At 36.7% G+C, this 20312-nt stretch carries 12 protein-coding genes; 9 read left to right on the forward strand and 3 right to left on the reverse strand.

All coding sequences use genetic code 11. The annotated features are described in order from the left end of the window. Window positions 1–20: 20 nt before the first annotated feature. The 3 genes from A0F92_RS06140 to A0F92_RS06150 form a co-directional block, all read right to left on the reverse strand. Entirely contained in the window at window positions 21–1802 is a 1782-nt protein-coding gene (locus A0F92_RS06140) for a RagB/SusD family nutrient uptake outer membrane protein (RefSeq protein ID WP_068242943.1), read from the reverse strand. A gap of 17 nt (window positions 1803–1819) precedes the next feature. Further along, the gene (locus A0F92_RS06145) at window positions 1820–5026 is read right to left on the reverse strand and encodes a SusC/RagA family TonB-linked outer membrane protein (RefSeq protein WP_068242946.1); all 3207 of its coding nucleotides are present in this window, start codon (window positions 5024–5026) and stop codon (window positions 1820–1822) included. A 125-nt stretch (window positions 5027–5151) separates the two neighbouring features. Further along, complete coding sequence (locus A0F92_RS06150) at window positions 5152–7341, reverse strand: glycoside hydrolase family 3 C-terminal domain-containing protein (protein ID WP_068242949.1); 2190 nt, start codon at window positions 7339–7341, stop codon at window positions 5152–5154. 173 nt (window positions 7342–7514) lie between these two features. On the opposite strand from A0F92_RS06150, the gene A0F92_RS06155 reads away from it, so the two are divergent. Genes A0F92_RS06155 through A0F92_RS06195 form a run of 9 tightly spaced genes read left to right on the forward strand, consistent with a single transcriptional unit; the run spans window position 7515 to window position 20305 of the window. Then, the gene (locus A0F92_RS06155; RefSeq protein ID WP_068242951.1) at window positions 7515–8537 is read left to right on the forward strand and encodes a LacI family DNA-binding transcriptional regulator; all 1023 of its coding nucleotides are present in this window, start codon (window positions 7515–7517) and stop codon (window positions 8535–8537) included. 51 nt (window positions 8538–8588) lie between these two features. Continuing rightward, a complete protein-coding gene (locus A0F92_RS06160) occupies window positions 8589–9641 on the forward strand; it encodes a LacI family DNA-binding transcriptional regulator (protein WP_068242954.1) in 1053 nt (350 codons plus the stop codon). A 33-nt stretch (window positions 9642–9674) separates the two neighbouring features. After that, window positions 9675–10427, forward strand: coding sequence for an SDR family NAD(P)-dependent oxidoreductase (locus A0F92_RS06165; protein WP_068242957.1), 753 nt, complete (start codon window positions 9675–9677; stop codon window positions 10425–10427). Between the two features lie 19 nt (window positions 10428–10446). Continuing rightward, entirely contained in the window at window positions 10447–13029 is a 2583-nt protein-coding gene (locus A0F92_RS06170; RefSeq protein ID WP_253810223.1) for a glycosyl hydrolase 115 family protein, read from the forward strand. A 1-nt stretch (window position 13030) separates the two neighbouring features. Next, complete coding sequence (locus A0F92_RS06175; protein ID WP_068242960.1) at window positions 13031–14971, forward strand: sialate O-acetylesterase; 1941 nt, start codon at window positions 13031–13033, stop codon at window positions 14969–14971. Between the two features lie 7 nt (window positions 14972–14978). Beyond that, window positions 14979–15773, forward strand: coding sequence for a polysaccharide deacetylase family protein (locus A0F92_RS06180; protein ID WP_068242962.1), 795 nt, complete (start codon window positions 14979–14981; stop codon window positions 15771–15773). 36 nt (window positions 15774–15809) lie between these two features. Beyond that, window positions 15810–16880 carry an endo-1,4-beta-xylanase gene (locus A0F92_RS06185; RefSeq protein WP_068242965.1) on the forward strand — a complete coding sequence of 357 codons (1071 nt, stop codon included), beginning with the start codon at window positions 15810–15812 and terminating at the stop codon, window positions 16878–16880. A 10-nt stretch (window positions 16881–16890) separates the two neighbouring features. Beyond that, window positions 16891–18606: a glycoside hydrolase family 43 protein gene (locus A0F92_RS06190; RefSeq protein WP_068243004.1), complete on the forward strand. Its 1716-nt coding sequence runs from the start codon at window positions 16891–16893 to the stop codon at window positions 18604–18606. Window positions 18607–18655: 49 nt separating this feature from the next. Beyond that, a complete protein-coding gene (locus A0F92_RS06195) occupies window positions 18656–20305 on the forward strand; it encodes an acyl-CoA carboxylase subunit beta (protein ID WP_253810225.1) in 1650 nt (549 codons plus the stop codon). The last annotated feature ends 7 nt before the right edge of the window (window positions 20306–20312 follow it).

Here is a 20312-nt window from a genome sequence, read left to right on the forward strand (position 1 = left end):
TGTTTTCTTATTTAAAAAAATTAATAACCCGGATTTTGATATTGTGCCCTATTTGCATCAGCAGTAGCATTCAACTGACTTTGAGGAATAGGCCTGAGTGTATGAAATGGTTGAATATTTGCGGCACCATCCGGATTATACAATTGTACACGCTGCACCAATTTACCGCGCATGGCCAGATCGGGCCATCTTAGGCTTTCGCCGCATAATTCTCTGGTTCTTTCATCTAAAATAAAATCAAGTGTTACCTGCGATGCATTGATATCCATTGCAACTACACGGGCTGATAAGTCGGATGCAGATAAACCGGGCCTGTAAGCAGCTCTCTCCCGAATTACATTGATAAGTGTAACTGCCTGATTAACCTTTCCGGTTTGAAAAGCAGCCTCAGCAGCCAATAAATACAATTCAGATAATTTTGCAACAGGAAATGGGCGTCCGCCCGCATCATTGGCCTGCATTTTTTTACTGTCTTCATATTTGCGTAAAGAAGGATAAATATTTTGGGTGGTGGTACCTCCAATAATATAAAACTCTCTCGGAGCAATTACCCTGTAAGGTTTTGGAATGGCATTCATAGAATCGGCCATTGCATTGGTATATGCCAAAACAAAAGCGGTATCACCTACATTAAAACCGCCACCTGCCTGGGTTGCCAGCCATACCGTTCTAAAGCTGCCATCATATCTGCTATCATTCAATTTATCAGCAAAAGCAACATTATATAACCATGCTGTAGGGCAAAACCTTCTAATTGGCCTGCCATATAATACAGTTCTTGTTGCACATGGCGCAGTAGATGAATTTGCCTTAGGTGATTTAACCGTAGTATAATCGGGAGTAAAATCATTGCTTGCATCTACACCTTTACCGCCTCCAATGCCTGATGGATTACCTACTTCATTGTCGTTATTATCACCGGGAATCCTTTCAACCGAATACAATATTTCCGGATTATATTCATTCCCTTCTCTATTCACATCAGCAAAATTTTGCAGTAAAGATGTTCCGTACTTAGCCTGATTATTAATTACTTCCATTGCGGCATTATAAGCATTTGCAAAATCAGAACTTTGTTTTGCGGCAGAATATGCTCTAAAAATATAGGTTCGTGCCAGCATTAAATAAGCTGCCGCTTTTGAAAGTTTGAATGCATTGGCCGGGCGCTGGTAGGGCAAGTACTGTGTAGCATAGGTAAAATCATTAATCATGGCTTGATAATTTTTTACCAGCAAATCGGCGGTAGGTAAGCGATTAAACCCTTGATATGGAGTTGCGTTAAAATGCAAATCGCCTGCACCTAAATCAGTAGGTACTGCACCAAATTGTTCAACCAATAACAAATAGTATAACCCACGGAGAAAACGCGCCTGGGCAACAATTCCATTACGAATGGTGGTATCCATGTTTACAGTTGGGGCTAAATCAATCACTGCATTGGCTAAATTAATATTCGAGTAATTTCTGTTCCAAGGCGTCAATATGGCGCCGTTAGAAGCATCTAACGTATAATTACCTAACGTTAAATAATCAGCAGTACCACCGGCACCGGTTCTTGGCTGGTCTGCATAGGTCCATTCATCTGTTCCGTCACAGGTAATACCTACTGCACCTTCTGGGCCGTAATTAAAGCGCATACCGGAGTATAAAGCATTAACAGCACTTTGTAATCCGGTAGGTGTTTTAAAATAATCTACCGTAAAAACTGTGTAAGGGTGCTCTTGTAACTTTTTACTACACCCAACACTTAACATAGCAACCAAAGCAGCTGATATGACTGAAATTTTATACAATGATTTCATATATATTATTTTAAATATTAAAAGCTAATATTGGCACCTACAATAAAATTTCTGGGAAGTGGTGTACTGGCATTAATGGTAACCATGCCATTATTACCGCTTCTTAAATTTCCCGGATTTCCCACTCCTGCATTACCTACATTGGTACCAATCGGGTCAATACCGGTTTGGTTTTTATAGGGAGAGAAAAGAAAACCAACATTATCTACTGTGAAATACAAGCGAATTGACTGTGCATTAACTCTTTTCAGCATGCGATCTCCAAAGCTATATCCCAGATTGATGCTTCTAATTTGAACAAAAGAAGCATTGTAATAACCGAGTGTTGTCCACGCAGTACTAATTGGGCTGATGGATGTTGATGGCTCGGGAAACCAGTTGGTTGGGTTGGTTGGTGTCCAGTAATCTACTTTAATACCATTTCTTTTACCATCCATTACCGTTAAATAAGAAGCAACAGGCTGATGAATCTGACTCACCAATAACCCGCCAAATCGAGCGTACACTACAATCGACAAATCGAAATTTTTATAGGCAAACCGATTGGTCATACCGCCTTGTAATTTTGCATCACCATTGCCAATTACATATCTGTCATTATTCGCATCAATTTTACCATCCGGTTTTCCACCAGGTCCGCTATGGTCTTCTAACTTAATTTGACCGGGAACAGAACCATATTGCGCAGCTCGTGCAGCTTCATTTTTCTGCCAGATTCCCAACTTTTTATAATCATAAATTGCTGTCATGGAATAACCAACAAATAACTGATTGGCAATATCCTGTGCTATTCCACTACTTAAGCTAAGCAGCTTGTTCTGATTGAAGAATAAATTCAAATCAGTTGTCCAGCTAAACCCATGCCTGTTTTGAATATTGATGGTAGAGACGGTAAATTCCATACCCTGATTTTGCATAGATCCTACATTGGTTGTATAATTTCCTGAAACACCTGAAGTTGGAGGCAACACCACACTATATAAAATTTTATCGGTGTGTTGGTGGTAATATTCAATTGATCCGGTAATCCTGTTTTTCAAAATTCCAAAATCAATACCCACGTTAACTGTTTTGGTATATTCCCAGTCTAAGTTTGGATTAGGCAATGCCGAAACATTGTATCCTGTTACAACAGTTGGTCCGTAATTATAACGAATTACATTTCCCGGGTTTGCCAAACCATTATTATTAGAAACCAGTCCTAATGATGAATAAGGATTAATGGACTGGTTAGAGGTTTGACCAAATCCCGCCCTCAGTTTCAAATTAGAAAAGTTATTGGATAAAAATTTGCTGTTTCTAAAAAATTGTTCATTATTCAAATTCCAACCTGCAGAAACCGCAGGATACTGATGCCATTTATGCCCGTTGGCTAATCTTGAAGAACCATCTATCCTGCCGGTGAGCGTTAGCATATACCGATTATCATAATTATAATTTAAACGCCCCATGTAAGATATCAGTGCCCATGACTGCTCACCTCCGCTTACAACAGGTGCAGGTGTAGGATTTGACAGGCCTAAAGCATAGAATTGAGAAAAATTATCGGTAATTGAATCTTTGCTTACAGAAGTATTATGTGTGTGGTACTCCTGAATACTATACAGACCTGTAAAATTAAAACGATGTTTTTTGATTGATTTATCATAGGTTAATATATTTTCAACAGTATAGCCCCAGGCTTCGGCATTGTTTACATAAGCAGTATTCCCTTTTTGAGGTCGGAAATAACTGGGATTGATGCCGGTAGGATCATCTGATGCCTGAAACTGATCATCTTCTTCCTGTGTATAATTTAACCCAATATTGGCGCGGTATTTTAAACCGGGCATGATCTGATATTCAGCATACAAACTATTAAAAGTTCTTAATCTTCTTACTCTGTCAACCCAGCTATTGTTATTGTGTTTAAGCAACAAGGGGCTGTATTGAATTTGTCTGTCATCATTATTGCCATTAGGTGCAGTAATTATTTTTCCGGTGCTATCATAAGCCGGCATTAAAGGGCTTAAAGCTAATATAGGGAACATGGGATTCACAAATTGAGAACCGTTGGTAACACCCACACTGTTCATGGTATTTAAACCAATTTTTATTCTATTACCTACTTTTGAGTCGATGGTTGCTCTAACAGAATAACGGGTAAAATCCTGTCCGGGTAATAATGCAGTTTCGTTATAATAACCACCACCGAGCGAAAAGGTACTACCATTAGCCGTTCCCCCTGATACAGTAATATTTTGATCTGTTTTATGAGAATTTTGATACATCAGATTCTGCCAGTCAGTAGATTTACCCGCAGCCATATATGCCAGTTCTTCCGGCTCATAACCCTGATTCCATGGAGAGATGTTGCGCATAGCCTGATATTCGGCCGCATTAAATACAGGATATTTATTAGATACGGTTCCAATACCATAATAGCCACTGTAAGAAACTCTGGTAGCACCGGCTTTTCCACGTTTGGTAGTAACCAACAATACTCCATTTGCACCCCTTGATCCATAAATGGCTGTAGCCGAAGCATCTTTCAATATTTCTACCGAAGCAACATCATCGGGATTAATATCATTTAAACTACCATCATAGGGAATACCATCTAATACCAATAACGGATCATTCGAACCACTGATTGACCTTGTACCACGGATACGGATTTGCGCACCTGAACCTGGCTTGGTTCCTACTGTCTGTATTTCTAAACCCGCTGCTTTACCTTGTAAGGCTTGTTGCATATTGGCAACCGGTACATCCCTTAAAGCCTGTTCATTTACAGAAGATACAGATCCGGTAACATCACGCTTACGTTGTGTTCCATAACCAACTACTACCACCTGATCTAAATCATTATTGGCAGATTGCAATTGAATAGAAATATCAGATGTATTTTTGTTGATATCAATAAACTTGTTTTGATAACCAACATAACTTATTACTAAAGTTGACTCTTCAGGAACAGAAAGTGAAAATGCACCCCGCTCGTTTGTAGTAGTGCCAACTTTTAATCCCTGAACAGTAACAGAGGCACCTACAACCGGTTCATTCTTTTCATTTACTACAACCCCTTTCACAATTTTTCTTGACTCATTATTTTGAGCATAAAGTGGCTGAGTGGAAACAATCAATAAAAAAGTTGAGAATATGGCTAATGAAAATGAGAAATGAAACTGCCGTATTAACCTGCCTGGCAGTTGCTTCATTTTTTGAGCAATCATTTTTTTCATAATTATTTGTTTTGGTATTTATTTATTTCTCTTTACTGAGTGGTTCAGTTTATTTATTTTTTTAAATTATTAGCTCGAATTGAAATTATATGGCATAACTAAATTAGTTAATAAGGAAATAAAATTTAATTTGAGATTATAGAAAGAGATGCTGGTTTAGAAGCACCTAGTTCAATGCTTCGTTTATCCGGCAAGGAGCCTCCTGCATAAATATCAATGGTTCCTTTCGGTAAATATGATTCACCTTTCTCATTTACCAATTCCAACATATCCGGGCTTATTATAAATGAAACTTTTTGAGATGCACCAGCACGAAGATTAATTTTTTTAAATGCTTTTAAAGCATAAACCGGCGCATCTGCAGGGGCATCTTTATGTTGAACATATAATTGCACCACTTCAGCACCATCATATTTGCCGGTATTTTGAACTGTAACAGTAAATTGAATACTGTCTTTTGCCTGAATATTTGATTTACTAACAACCGGCTTGTTATATGAAAAATGAGTGTAACTCAATCCAAAACCAAATGGATACATGGGTGTTGACTTCATAAAGCGATATGTACGGCCCTGCATACTGTAATCATCATAAGGCGGTAATTGATCATAAGACATAGGAAATGTAACAGGTAATTTTCCTGATGGTGAAGATTTTCCAAAAACAATATCAGCTACTGCATTACCTCCTTCTTCACCCGGATACCAGGCCAATAAAACCGCATCTGCCAACTGATGCACTTCTAACAAATTCATTGGACTACCACCTGTAACAATCACAACAATGGGCTTCTTATTGCCTTCTCTTAATTTTTTTAAGAAATCAATTTGATTTTGCGGGATATTATAATTTAAACGATCACCATAAGTTGGAGAAGCAATTGATTCGCCTTCTTCGCCTTCCAATAATCCTGAAACACCTAATACAGCAATGGTTACATCAGAATTTTTAGCATCACCGGTAGTCCAATCAATTGGATTCGAAGATGGCCTGTCTAATAAACATCCCATTTTATATTGCAACTGACTACCCGTTGCAATATGGCCGGCAAAACCTTCTAAAAATGTAACCAGCCTATTATTTACACCATAATAGTTGCCTAATAAAACATCAACATTTGAAGCATTCGGCCCTGTAATAAAATATCGCGGTAAATTATTTTTGAGCGGCAGCACACCATTGTTTTTTAGTAATACAACAGACTGTAAGGCCACTTCTTTGGCTAATGCACGATGCGCCGGACTATTAATTACTGACTCAGGTATTTTGTTATACGGATTGGCATTTGCGCCATCAAACATGCCCAGTTTAAAACGAGTAGTTAATAATTCAGCCAGTGCACTGTCAATGGTTGATTCAATAATTAAATGCTGGTGAACCGCATCAATCAATGCAGGATATTCAACACCACAATCTAAACTCACGCCTTTTATAACTGAAAGCGCTACCGCCTCTGCGGCAGTTTTAACATAATGATGGCCTTCATAAATATCACTAATTGCACCACAATCAGAAACAACATGCCCTTTAAAATTCCATTCCTTTCTTAATATATCATCCAACAAAAAAGTATTTGTGCAACAGGGCTCACCATTCGTACTATTGTATGCACACATAACAGCCTCAACATGTGCATCTTTTACCAAAGCTTTAAAAGCAGGCAAATAGGTTTCTCTCAAATCTTTTATAGAAGCAACCGCATTAAACGAGTGGCGTAAACGCTCCGGTCCGCTATGTACTGCATAGTGTTTTGCACAGGCAGCAACTTTTAAATATTGGGGATTATTGCCTTGCAACCCATTTACAAATGCAACCCCAATTTTTGCAGTTAATGTTGGATCTTCTCCATAAGTTTCCTGCCCTCTTCCCCAACGCGGATCTCTGAAAATATTGATATTGGGTGTCCAAAAAGTTAAGCCTGCATATTGTTCATAAATACCACGTTTTATTGATGCAGCATACATAGCCCTTGCTTCATCGGAAATGGCTGTAGCCTCTGCAAAAGCAAGGCTATCATTAAAAGTAGCAGCTAAACCAATTGCTTGCGGAAATACCGTTGCAACACCAGACCTGGCAACGCCGTGCAATGCTTCATTCCACCAATTATAAGCAGGTATGTTTAACCGTGGAATAGCAGGGCTGTTATTCATCATCTGACATACCTTTTCTTCAAGCGTTAAGCGACTGATAAGATCATTTACCCTGACAGGTATAGGAAGAGCTGGATTTAAATAAGATGCAGATTGGGCGATAGCAAAATGAATTTGCAGCAGCAACAAAAAGAAGCAGGTTAATTGATAACTAAACCTTTTCATAATGCAAGCATTTTAGGTAATAGCAAACCTTTTAACAGGTCATAATTTTATAAAAGCATTCGTTTGACAAAACGAATATAGAAAAGAATTTTAAAAAATGCAACCGATTGCAAAAAAAATTTAAAAAAAATTAGAATTACTTTGTATCGCTTACTAATTATATATTATTGAACATGGCCCCTGAAAAAGAAGTTACTATATATGATATAGCACGGTATTTAAACTTATCGGCGGCAACGATAAGCCGCGGATTAAAAGACCATCCTGCCATCAACAAAAAAACAAAGAAAAAAATTATAGAAGCCGCAAAAACATTAGGGTACCGCAGTAATATGTTTGCCAGTAATTTGCGGACACGACAAACCAAAACTATCGGTGTAATTATACCCCGTTTGAACAGCTACTTTATGTCAACGGTAATTGCAGGCATTGAAAGTATTGCCAATGAAGAAGGCTATAACCTTATCATCAGTCAGTCGCTGGAAAGTACCGAAAAAGAAGCTGCAAACGCCATTACCATGTTCAACAGCCGCGTAGACGGGGTGCTGGTTTCATTAGCATCAGATACAAATAACGTAAACCACTTCAACGCTTTTCTACAGAAAAAAATTCCAATCATTTACTTTGACAGGACAATGGCTACATCTGACTGCATGAGCATTTCGATCGATAATTTTAAAGCAGCATTTGAAATAACTACGCATTTGATTGAGCAGGGTTGCAAACGCATTATGCATTTGGGAGGAAATATTACCCGCAATGTATATGCCGACCGATTAGCCGGCTATAAAGCAGCATTAAAAAAAGCAGGCCTACCTGTTCACGAAAATCTGATACGATTCAGCAATTTAAGCGATGAAGCAGGTACAGAAGCAGGAAAGTACATTTGTTCGCTTACTCAAAAACCAGACGCAGTATTTGCCGCAAACGATACCTGTGCCACTTATTGTATGTTGTATTTAAAACAACATGGCTATAAAATTCCTACCGACATTATGTTTGCCGGATTTAACAACGACCCCATCAGCAAAGTAGTAGAACCTAATTTAACTACTATTAATTACCCGGGCTATGTTATGGGGCAAATTGCGGCCACTAACCTCATCAATCACCTCAAAGGCATAGCCGATATCGGCACAACAAATATTGTTATTCTAAGATCCGAACTCATTGTAAGAGCATCTTCAAAAAAATAAAAATTTGTCAATTGGTTCAAAATATAGAAATTTACGCAACCGATTGCAATTATGACCCCCAAAAAAGATGTTACCATATATGATATTGCCAGGCAGTTGAACATTTCTACCTCAACTGTAAGCAGAGCTTTACAAGACCATCCGGCTGTAAACAAGCTTACCAAAAAAAAAGTATTCAAAACTGCCGGAGAAATTGGCTATCAATACAACACTTTTGCAGGCAGTCTTCGTAAAAAATCAACCAGTACCATCGGGGTAATTGTGCATGAATTAAACAGTAATTTTATTACTTCCGTTTTAGCAGGAATTGAAAAAGTAACTTCAGAAGCCGGTTATGATATTATTATTGCACACTCATCAGAAAGCTATACAAAAGAAGCCGCTAATGCCGTTAACTTATTTCATAAACGCGTAGATGGATTAATTGCATCATTAGCATTCGACACAAAAAATCTCGATCATTACCAACCTTTTCATAAAAAAGGCATTCCGATAGTATTTTTCGATCGGGTTGAACCAACCGATAATAGCACTGTTGTAGTAATTGATAATTTTAAATGTGGATATCAGGCAACCAAACATTTAATTGACCAGGGCTGCAAACGCATAGCACACATAACTGCAAGCTTAAACAGAAATGTGTATGCACAACGATATCAGGGTTACAAAAAAGCCCTATCTGAACATAATTTACCTTTCGAAAAAAAACAAGTTATTATTAATGACCTGAGCGAGGAAGCTGCCCGTAATGCAGCATATCAATTATTACAATGTACACAAATTCCAGATGGTGTTTTCATTACAAATGATTTTACTGCAGCTGTCTTTATTCAAACATTAAAAGAAAATGGCATTGTAGTTCCAGACGATATTGCCATAGTAGGTTTTAACAATGACGCCATTAGTAAGTTGATTGAGCCAAAAATTACTACATTTAATTACCCGGGTATTGAAATGGGTGAAATAGCCGCCAGGCAAGTGGTTGCTCATTTAAAAGGCGAACAAAACCTGCAACTCACCAATACAATTATTATCCGTTCTGATTTAATTATACGGGAATCTTCTCTTAAAAAACATACCCCACTTAGTATTGTCGGAACCTAAATAAAAAACACACTAAAAAATAATTTAATTAGCATGACTAACAACAAACCTTTAAAAACAGCTATCGTTACCGGTGGTGGCTCCGGAATAGGATTAGCAATTACTGAATTGTTCATTCAAAATGGCATACGAACCATTATTATTGGCAGAGATGTAAAAAAATTGCAAGCAACTAAAGAAAAACTAGGCGAATTATGTATTCCCATAGCATTTAATCTGACAGAGTTTGAAAAAATTTCGCAATTAACAGATTCACTAATAATGGAATATGGCCCCATTCATACCTTGGTAAATAATGCAGGAATTAATTTAAAAAAAGATTTTATATCAGTTACGCACCAAGAATTTGAAAATATACTATCAACAAACGTAACAGCGGTATTTGCACTTTCTAAAGCAGTGGTTAAACATATGCTGTCTGAAAAAAATGGCAATATTATCAACATTAGTTCAATGGCTTCGCAATATGGCATTCCAAAAGTGATTGCTTATACCGCATCTAAAGCTGCTATTGAAGGCATTACAAAAGCAATGGCAGTAGAGCTTTCGCCAATGGGTATACGTGTAAATTGTATAGCACCCGGATTTATAGCTACTGAAATGAGCGCCAAAGCACTAAATAACGATAAAGAAAGAATGCAAAAGGTACTTTCAAGAACACCTCTTGGCGTTTTAGGAAAGCCTGAAGATATTGCTGCGGCAGCTTTATTCCTATCATCAGATGCTGCAAAATTCATTACCGGAACCATTTTACCAGTTGATGGGGGAAATTCAATTGGTTTTTAATCCCAAAAAATTTGATGCTATGATAAAAAAAATAATAGCTACTATTTTATTCATCGGATGTGCGCATGAAATATTTGCTCAATCGTTCATTGTTTTCAATAATCAGAAAAATACCTGGAATATAACGGCCCCCAAACAAAACCTGTCAATTTATACCGATGATATAGATGACTGGCTGGTGCAAAAATCAGCAGCTTTGTTGCAATCTGATTTAGAAAAAGTGATTGGCAGAAATATTGCACTTACACATGATTTACAACATGCACAAGGAAATTTAATCATAATTGGAAGCATAAAAGGTTCAACAACTATCAACAGTTTAAAAGAATCTCATCAAATAAATATAGATGCCATTAATAACCAATGGGAAGCTTTTCAGTTACAAACAGTTGAAAAACCTTTTAAAAATGTATCAAAAGCATTCATCATTACCGGAAGCGATAAACGCGGAACTGCATACGGAGTTTTTGAATTTTCAAAACAAATGGGTGTTTCACCATGGTATTGGTGGGCAGATGTACCTATTGTAAAACACCAAAATATTTTTATAAAAAACGGAGTTTATACATTCCCCTCTCCTTCAGTTCAGTACCGGGGTATTTTTATTAATGATGAAGCACCTGCATTCTCCGACTGGGCAAAAGAAAAATTTGGCGGTATTAATCATCATGTATATGAGAAAGTGTTTGAATTATTATTACGATTAAAAGCAAATTATTTATGGCCTGCCATGTGGGGCAACGCTTTCAATGATGATGATTCACTCAATCCAATTTTGGCCAATCAATACGGAATTGTTATGGGTACATCGCATCATGAACCCATGATGCGGGCCCAACAGGAATGGAAACGATATGGGCATGGTGAATGGAATTACCAAACCAATCAGGCGGTATTAGATTCGTTTTGGAAAAAAGGAATCGAGAATATGGATCATCACGAAAGCATTGTTACCATTGGTATGCGTGGTGATGGGGATGAACCGATGACGACCGGTACCGCTACTGCATTATTAGAAAAAATAGTAGCACGTCAAAGAAAAATAATAGAAGAAGTAACACATCTACCTGCAGCAGAAACGCCACAAGTTTGGGCATTGTATAAAGAGGTGCAAGATTATTATGATAAAGGCATGCGTGTACCCGATGATGTTACATTATTATTGTGTGATGACAACTGGGGCAATATTAGAAGATTACCAAAACTTTCTGATACAGGAAGAACCGGAGGTTATGGCATCTATTACCACTTTGATTACGTAGGTGACCCAAGAAATTACAAATGGATTAATACCAATAATATTGCAAGAGTTTGGGAACAAATGCATCTGGTCTATGAATACCATGTTAGAAAAATATGGATTGTAAACGTTGGAGATATAAAACCAATGGAATTACCCATTAGCTTTTTTTTAGATTATGCATGGAATACGCACCAATGGGATGCAGATAAAATATTACAATATCATGTTCAATGGGCTACACAGCAATTTGGAAAAAAATATGCCAATAAAATTGCAGACGTCTTAATTAAATATGCACAATATAATAGCAGAAGAAAACCGGAGTTATTGTCACCGGAAACTTATAGTCTGATACATTATCATGAGTTCCAAAGAATTGTAGATGAATACACTCAAATTGAAAATGAAGCAACAAAAATTAATCAGCTGTTGCCACAAAAATATCAGGATGCATTTTATCAATTAGTATTATATCCGGTAATAGCAAGCGCCAATTTGAATAAGATGTATTTGGCAGCCGCAAAAAACAGATGGTATGCCAATCAAAACAACAGTAAAATAGCACAATTATATGGCGATAGTGTTCATTATTTTTTCAAAAAAGATTCGTTGATGGCCAATTATTACAACCACGAGCTATCCAATGGAAAATGGAATCACATGATGGATCAAACACATATTGGCTATACCTACTGGCAACAACCGCCGGTCAATAAACTGCCGGAAATTTATTTAACACCATTTTCGGATAGTACCCATCATCAATCAGAAAAAAACACAAAGCAAATTCAGCCAAAATTTTTAAACAATAGCATTGCTTCAAAAAATAAAAATTATTTCATGGAACAAGATGGATATGTTTCAATAGAAGCAGTACATTTTTCAGAGCAAACCCAAACTAATGGTATGCACTGGCAAAAAATTTCATATATCGGTAGAACAAACGGTGGTATTACTGCATTTCCAGTAACGGCACAACAACAAAATACAGGCACCAATGCCACTACGTTAGTATATTATTTTTATGCAACAGACACTGGTAGTATAAAAATAAATGCATACTTCTCTCCCACATTAAACATCCACCATGATGAAGGACTAAAATATGCAATTGCAATTGATCAGGAAACACCTCAAATTATATCCATCAATAAAAACGACAATAATCCAAAGGAATGGGGCAAATGGGTGTCAGATAATATCATTATTAAAACAACCGGCCACCATCTTCAACAACCCGGATTACATAAAATAACTTATACATTAATTAACACAGGCGTGGTGCTTCAAAAATTAGTGATTGATCTGGGTGGTTTAAAAGAAAGTTATCTGGGACCACCAGAATCAAAAAAATATTAAAATGAAATACCTCATTTCCATTTTTTCATACTTCATACTGTGTATACATCAACCGACATTAGGGAATGTAACATTACCCAAATTGGTTGGTGACAGTATGATATTGCAAAGAAATGTACCTGTTAAAATATGGGGATGGGCCACGCCCGGAGAAAGCATTCAACTTCGTATGCTTTCAATGAAATTTAAAACAGTTGCCAATCAGAAAGGAGAATGGGAAATTCTGTTACCCTCCATGAAGGCAGGCGGCCCCTATACAATGCAGATAAATGGTCATAACCAATTCATTTTAAAAGATATTTATTTTGGTGATATTTGGTTATGCGCCGGCCAATCCAACATGGCACACCAATTGGGCATTCACCTTTATACCTATGCCAATGAAATTAAAAATGATGATTTCCCTTTAATTAGGCAATTTTTAGTACCTGAAAATGCCAATTTAGTTGATCAAAATACCAATTACCAATCGGGCAAATGGGAAACCGCTACCGGAAATAATTTATGCCAATTTTCTGCAGTAGCTTATTTCTTCGCCAGGAAATTATTTGAAAAATATCATATTCCGATCGGCATTATCAATGCAAGTGTTGGTGGTACACCTATTGAAGCCTGGATAAGTGCTACTGCATTACAACCCTTTACTTCAATACATACATTAATACAAAAAAATAAAGACACCGCATATATTAATAAAATAGTAAACGCCAATAATTTGGCAAATAATTCAATACAAGCCATGTTAGCCAATGATAAGGGCATTACTGAAAATATAAGATGGTATGATAGTAATTATGTTCCAAAAGAATGGCACAATATCAATGTTCCCGGTTTTTGGAACGATCAAAGTATACCTAACGTATACGGCATTGTGTGGTATAGAAAAAATATAAGCCTTCCGGAAAATTTTACCGGTACACCTGGGCAATTAGCATTAGGTAGAATCGTAGACGCAGATGAAACATACTTTAATGGCGTTTTAGTTGGCAAAACCGGCTACCAATATCCTCAACGGTATTATTATTTACCCCCGCACTTATTAAAAGCAGGCAACAATAGTATTGTGGTTAAAATTACCAGTTTATATGGAAAAGGGGGCTTTGTAACAGATAAGCCTTACTATATATCAGCCAATAATGATACAATCGATTTAAAGGGTAATTGGTTGTACAAGGTAGGGTTTGCTCTTCCTTCTAATCAAAGAATTACTTCTAACTATTTTTCTATTTCATACCAACCTACTGCTTTATACAATGGAATGATTGCACCCATGATTAATTATCGTATCAAAGGGGTATTATGGTATCAGGGCGAAAGCAATACCTCAAATGCAGAACAATATGCGCAACTTTTACCTACTATGATTCAGGATTGGCGTAAACAATTTCTACAAAATAGTTTGCCCTTTATATATGTGCAATTACCCAATTACGGACCCGTTGAAAATGTACCAACAGAAAGTAATTGGGCAATGGTGAGAGAGGCACAGTTAAAAACCTTATCGGTTCCAAACACAGGCATGGTAATTACCATTGATTTAGGTGAATGGAATGATATACACCCATCTAAAAAGAAAGAAGTAGGTATAAGGGCTGCATTATCTGCTGAAAAAATAGCCTACCACGATAACAATATTGTTTATTCAGGCCCTATATTTCAAAAAGCAGAAATAAACGGAGATTCTATCCTGTTGCATTTTACGCAAATTGGCGGAGGATTAATTTCTATTGATGGAGAGCCATTAAATTGTTTTGAGATAGCAGGTGTAAATAAACATTTTGTTAAGGCGAATGCTAAAATTATCAATAATGCAATTATGGTTTGGAACAAAAAAATCTCTAAACCTGTATATGTTAGGTATGCATGGGCAAACAATCCAAGAGATGCCAATTTATATAACGTGGAAGGATTGCCGGCATCTCCTTTCAGAACAGATCAATAAAAAAATTATGAAACAACTCAAGCTATCGCTAACGCTGGTATTATTTAGCTGTATTCTGTTTGCTCAAACAGATACTACCTGGAACAAAAAAAATTGTGCAGTAGTGCTAACTTACGATGATGGATTAAATATTGATATCAATCATGTATTACCTACATTAGATTCATTTCAACTTAAAGCAACCTTCTATATTTCAGATTATTTTAATGGATTAAATGCACAAATACCACAATGGAAAAAAGCAGCTGCTGAAGGACATGAATTAGGCAACCATACCATTTGGCATCCCTGCAATGGAAGATTACCCGGCAGAAGTTTTGTAACGCCTGATTATGATTTAACTAATTACACCGTAAAAAGAATGGAAAATGAAATCTTAGCCATGAATAATTTATTAGTGGCTATTGATGGCGAGAACACCAGAACCTTTGCGTACCCATGTGGCGATACCAAAATACATGACACCGATTATTTAGCACCCTTACACAAATATTTTATTGCAGCCAGAGGTGTAACACCGGCTATGCAAAGTATTCAACAAATTAATTTATACAACATTGGATGCTACACCATGAATGGCCAATCGGGAAAAGATATGATTGAATTGGTTAAACAGGCTGAACAAACACATGCTTTGCTGGTATTTTTATTTCATGGGGTTGGTGGCGAGCATAGTTTGAATGTTAGCATAGGTGCACATCATGAATTATTACAATACTTAAAAGCACATGAAAACACAATCTGGGTAGTACCATTAAAAACAATTGCAGCCTACATTAAAGAAAAACAAAACAAGAATTAAACTACTATTTACTTTTTTACCAATGAATGCTTTACCATGAAAAAAAAATTTTTACTTCTCGCTACCCTTATATTCGGGAGTTTATGGAGTGCTGATGCACAAACTACTTTGGGTTTAAAAGATTATTATAAAAACTATTTCCCCATTGGCGTAGCGGTAAGTGCCAAAAACATCATGAGCAGCGATACATCATTTATTTTAACACAATTCAATAGTTTAACACCTGAAAATGCCATGAAAATGGGGCCCATACACCCCAAAGAAAATGAATACAATTTTACAGAAGCAGATGCCATTGTTAATTTTGCACAACGACATCATTTAAAAGTTCGCGGTCATAATTTATGTTGGCATGAACAAACACCCGACTGGATTTTTAAAGACAAAGATGGAAAACTGGTATCTAAAACAGAACTTTTAAAAAGATTAAAGGAACACATTTTTACAGTTGTAAATCGATACAAAGGAAAAGTGTATGCCTGGGATGTAGTGAATGAAGCCATTGATGATGACAGCACCCACTTTCTTCGCAATTCATTATGGTTTAAAATATGTGGTATAGATTATATTATTAAAGCATTTGAATATGCTCATGAAGCCGACCCTAATGCCATTTTGTTTTATAATGATTATAACACTGAAAGACCGGAAAAAAGAGAAAGGGTACTTCAATTAATTAAAAAATTACAATCCCTGCACGTTCCGGTAATGGCAGTAGGATTACAGGGGCATTGGAGTATTTACGAACCTACCCAACATGAATTACAATCAACCATTCAAAGCTTTGCAGCTTTAGGTTTACAGGTACAGATTACTGAATTAGATATTTCTATTTATCCTTGGGAGAAAAATGTTAGAAAAAAAACAGATAAAGATATTGATATATATACAACAACAATCGAAAATAAACAGGCAGAACAATACAAAATGGTTTTTGATGTATTCAGAAAAAATAAAAAATATATAACCGGCGTTACATTTTGGAATATAACAGATAAAGTTACCTGGTTAGATCATTATCCGGTGCCAGGAAGGAAAAATTATCCATTACTGTTTGATGCCGATTACCAGCCCAAAAAAGCCTATTGGGATGTTATTCATTTTTAAAATTCACCTCATGAAAAAATACATAATATTAATACTCTTCATGCATTCTATTGTATGTAGCGGTTATAGCCAAGCTACTAATCATTTTGTCAATCCAATTTTATCAGGATTTTATCCCGACCCTTCTTTTTGTAAAGTAAACAACGATTATTATCTCACCAATTCAACCTTTGCTTATTTTCCGGGTTTGCCCATTTTTCATAGCAAAGATTTGGTGTATTGGGAACAAATTGGATTTGCTTTAAACAGACCCGAACAACTTAATTTGAACGGTGCCGGTGTTTCAAGAGGTTTATTTGCGCCGGCCATCAACTATCACAACGGAATTTTTTATATCGTGTGTACTTACATTGACAGGTTAGGGAATTTTGTTATTCATTCAAAAAATCCGGCAGGGCCATGGAGTAACCCGGTTGCATTGCCGCAAGTAAATGGCATTGACCCATCTTTATTTTTTGATACCACTACCAACAAAACTTATTTGGTGTACAATAGCGTTGCACCCAATAATCAACCATTGTATGATGGCCATAGAACCATCAGATTAATAGAATTCGATATTCAGCATTTAGCAACAGTTGGATATGAAAAAATTCTCATAAACGGAGGTACAGATCTTTCAAAAAAACCGGTTTGGATTGAAGCACCGCATATATTTCAAAAAAATGGATTTTACTATTTAATAGCGGCAGAAGGTGGTACTGCTTATCAACACTCCGAGGTTGTTTTTAGAAGCAAACAAGTAGATGGCCCCTATGAACCTTTCGCAAATAATCCCATATTAACCCAACGCCAGTTAAATCCTAATCGCCCTAACCCCATTACCACAACCGGACATGCAGATTTTACACAAGCAAAGAATGGTGAGTGGTTTGCAGTATTTTTAGGTTGCAGGCCTTATGAAGATGATTATTATAACACAGGCAGAGAAACATTTATGGCACCCGTAAAATGGGAAAATGATTGGCCAATTATTACACAGCATGATGATTTAGTAAAATACCAATATCCTATTACACCCACTTTCAATAAACCCTATCAACAAAAATATAATGGCAACAATACATTTACAGACTCGTTTCAAACAAATGCTTTAAACCTTAGCTGGCAGTTTTTAAGAACACCTTTACAACAATGGTGGCAATTCACTCAATTGGGTATTGCCATACAACTACAACCAAGTACTTGTAGCGGTATGGCTAATCCTTCTTTTTTAGGATGGCGGCAAACGCATTTAAAAGGTTTTGGCAGCACCACACTGAGTTTTTCTACACAAAAAGAAAATGAAAAAGCCGGACTGCTCATTTTTCAAAATGAACATGCATTTTATTACTTATGTCAGTCGGTGGAAAATCATCAACCGGTTATTCAACTATATCAAGCAAATGAAAATGCAGATACCTTACAAATGCATTTAATGACATCACAAAAAATTGCGCTCAATGGTTTACCACTTCAACTTAAAATTGAAACAGACAATGCATTTTATACTTTTTACTTTGCTACCCGGCCTAACGAATGGCAATTATTAAAAAACCATGTAAACGCAAAGCCATTAAGTACAAAAGTTGCCGGTGGATTTGTGGGATGTATGTATGCAATATATGCAACTTCATTGGGGCAAACAACAACAAATAAGGCTATTTTCCACCAATTCACCATCCAAAACAATGATATTATATATAACCTTTTAAAACAATCCATCAATCAATCCTTACCCGATTAAGCACTTACCATAACAATTCCCTATTTTTGTAATACTAACAATTGTTCGTATGATAGATATTGCATTTAACAAAAATGAGGACTGGATGAAACTGCTCAACAGCGCAGTAAAAAAAAATAAAGAAAAAATAGGGTTGGGTGGTGGAAAAAAAGCAGTTGAAAAACAACACCAAAAAAATAAACTATCGCCCCGAGAACGCATTGACTATTTAATTGATAAAAACACACAATTTATAGAATTAGGCACATTTGCCGGATGGGAAATGTACGCAGATGAAGGCGGTTGTCCGGCCGGAGGAACAGTAGGTGGAATTGGGATAATTAGTGGCCGTCAATGCGTTATCGTTGCCAACGATCAAACAGTAAAAGCAGGTGCATGGTTTCCTATTACCGGAAAAAAAAATTTACGGTTGCAGGAAATAGCCATGGAAAATAAGTTACCCATTATTTACCTGGTAGATAGTGCCGGCGTTTATTTGCCTTTACAAGACGAAATTTTCCCCGACAAAGAACATTTTGGCCGCATATTTAGAAACAATGCTAAGATGAGTGCCATGGGGATCACACAAATTGCAGCAGTACTGGGTGCCTGTGTTGCAGGCGGTGCTTATTTGCCTATTATGAGCGATGAAACATTGATGGTTGAAGGGAATGGCTCTATTTTTCTAGCAGGCTCTTACTTGGTAAAAGCAGCTATTGGAGAAGTAATTGACAATGAAACTTTAGGCGGTGCCATTACGCATACCGAAATTAGCGGAATAGCAGATTATCGGTTTAAAACTGAACAGGAATGTTTAGATCATATTAAAAGAATAGTGCAACAAATGGGGCACTTCCCAAAGGCAGATTTTAATAAAATGAAACCTTTACTACCGTTTAAAAATCAGGATGAAATATATGGCATTATGCCGGTTGACAATGCCAAGCCGTATGATATGCACGAAATTATTGAAAGAATAGTTGATGCGAATGAATTGGGTAACGGCAGCTCGTTTGTACCATTTAAAAACGATTACGGCAAAACCATTATTTGTGGTTATGCCAGAATTGAAGGATGGAGTGTAGGAATTGTAGCCAATCAACGCTTAATAACAAAAAGCAAAAAAGGCGAATTGCAAATGGGTGGTGTTATTTATAATGATAGTGCCGATAAAGCTGCTCGTTTTATCATGAATTGTAATCAAAAGAGAATACCACTCGTATTTTTGCAAGATGTTACCGGTTTTATGGTGGGTAGCAGAAGCGAACATAGTGGCATAATTAAAGATGGTGCCAAATTAGTGAATGCGGTTGCCAATTCCGTTGTACCCAAAATAACCATTATTATAGGTAATAGTTATGGCGCCGGAAATTATGCCATGTGCGGAAAAGCTTATGATCCACGGTTTATTTATGCCTGGCCAAGTGCCAAAATAGCGGTAATGGGTGGCGAACAAGCCGCTAAAACCATGCTTCAAATTCAAGTAGCCACATTAAAGGCCCAAGGCAAAACCATTACCGAAGAAGAAGAAAATAAATTATTGAATGATTTGAAAGAAAAATACAATCAGCAAACAACCCCTTATTATGCAGCAGCAAGGTTATGGGTTGACGAAATAATTGACCCCATTGCTACACGGCATTACATTGCCGCAGGTATTGAAGCTGCTAATCATAATGCCGATATTCCTGAATTTAAAACAGGTGTTTTTCAAGTATAATATCATT

The sequence above is a fragment of the Hydrotalea flava genome (assembly GCF_001623405.1).
GTDB classification, from domain to species: domain Bacteria; phylum Bacteroidota; class Bacteroidia; order Chitinophagales; family Chitinophagaceae; genus Hydrotalea; species Hydrotalea flava.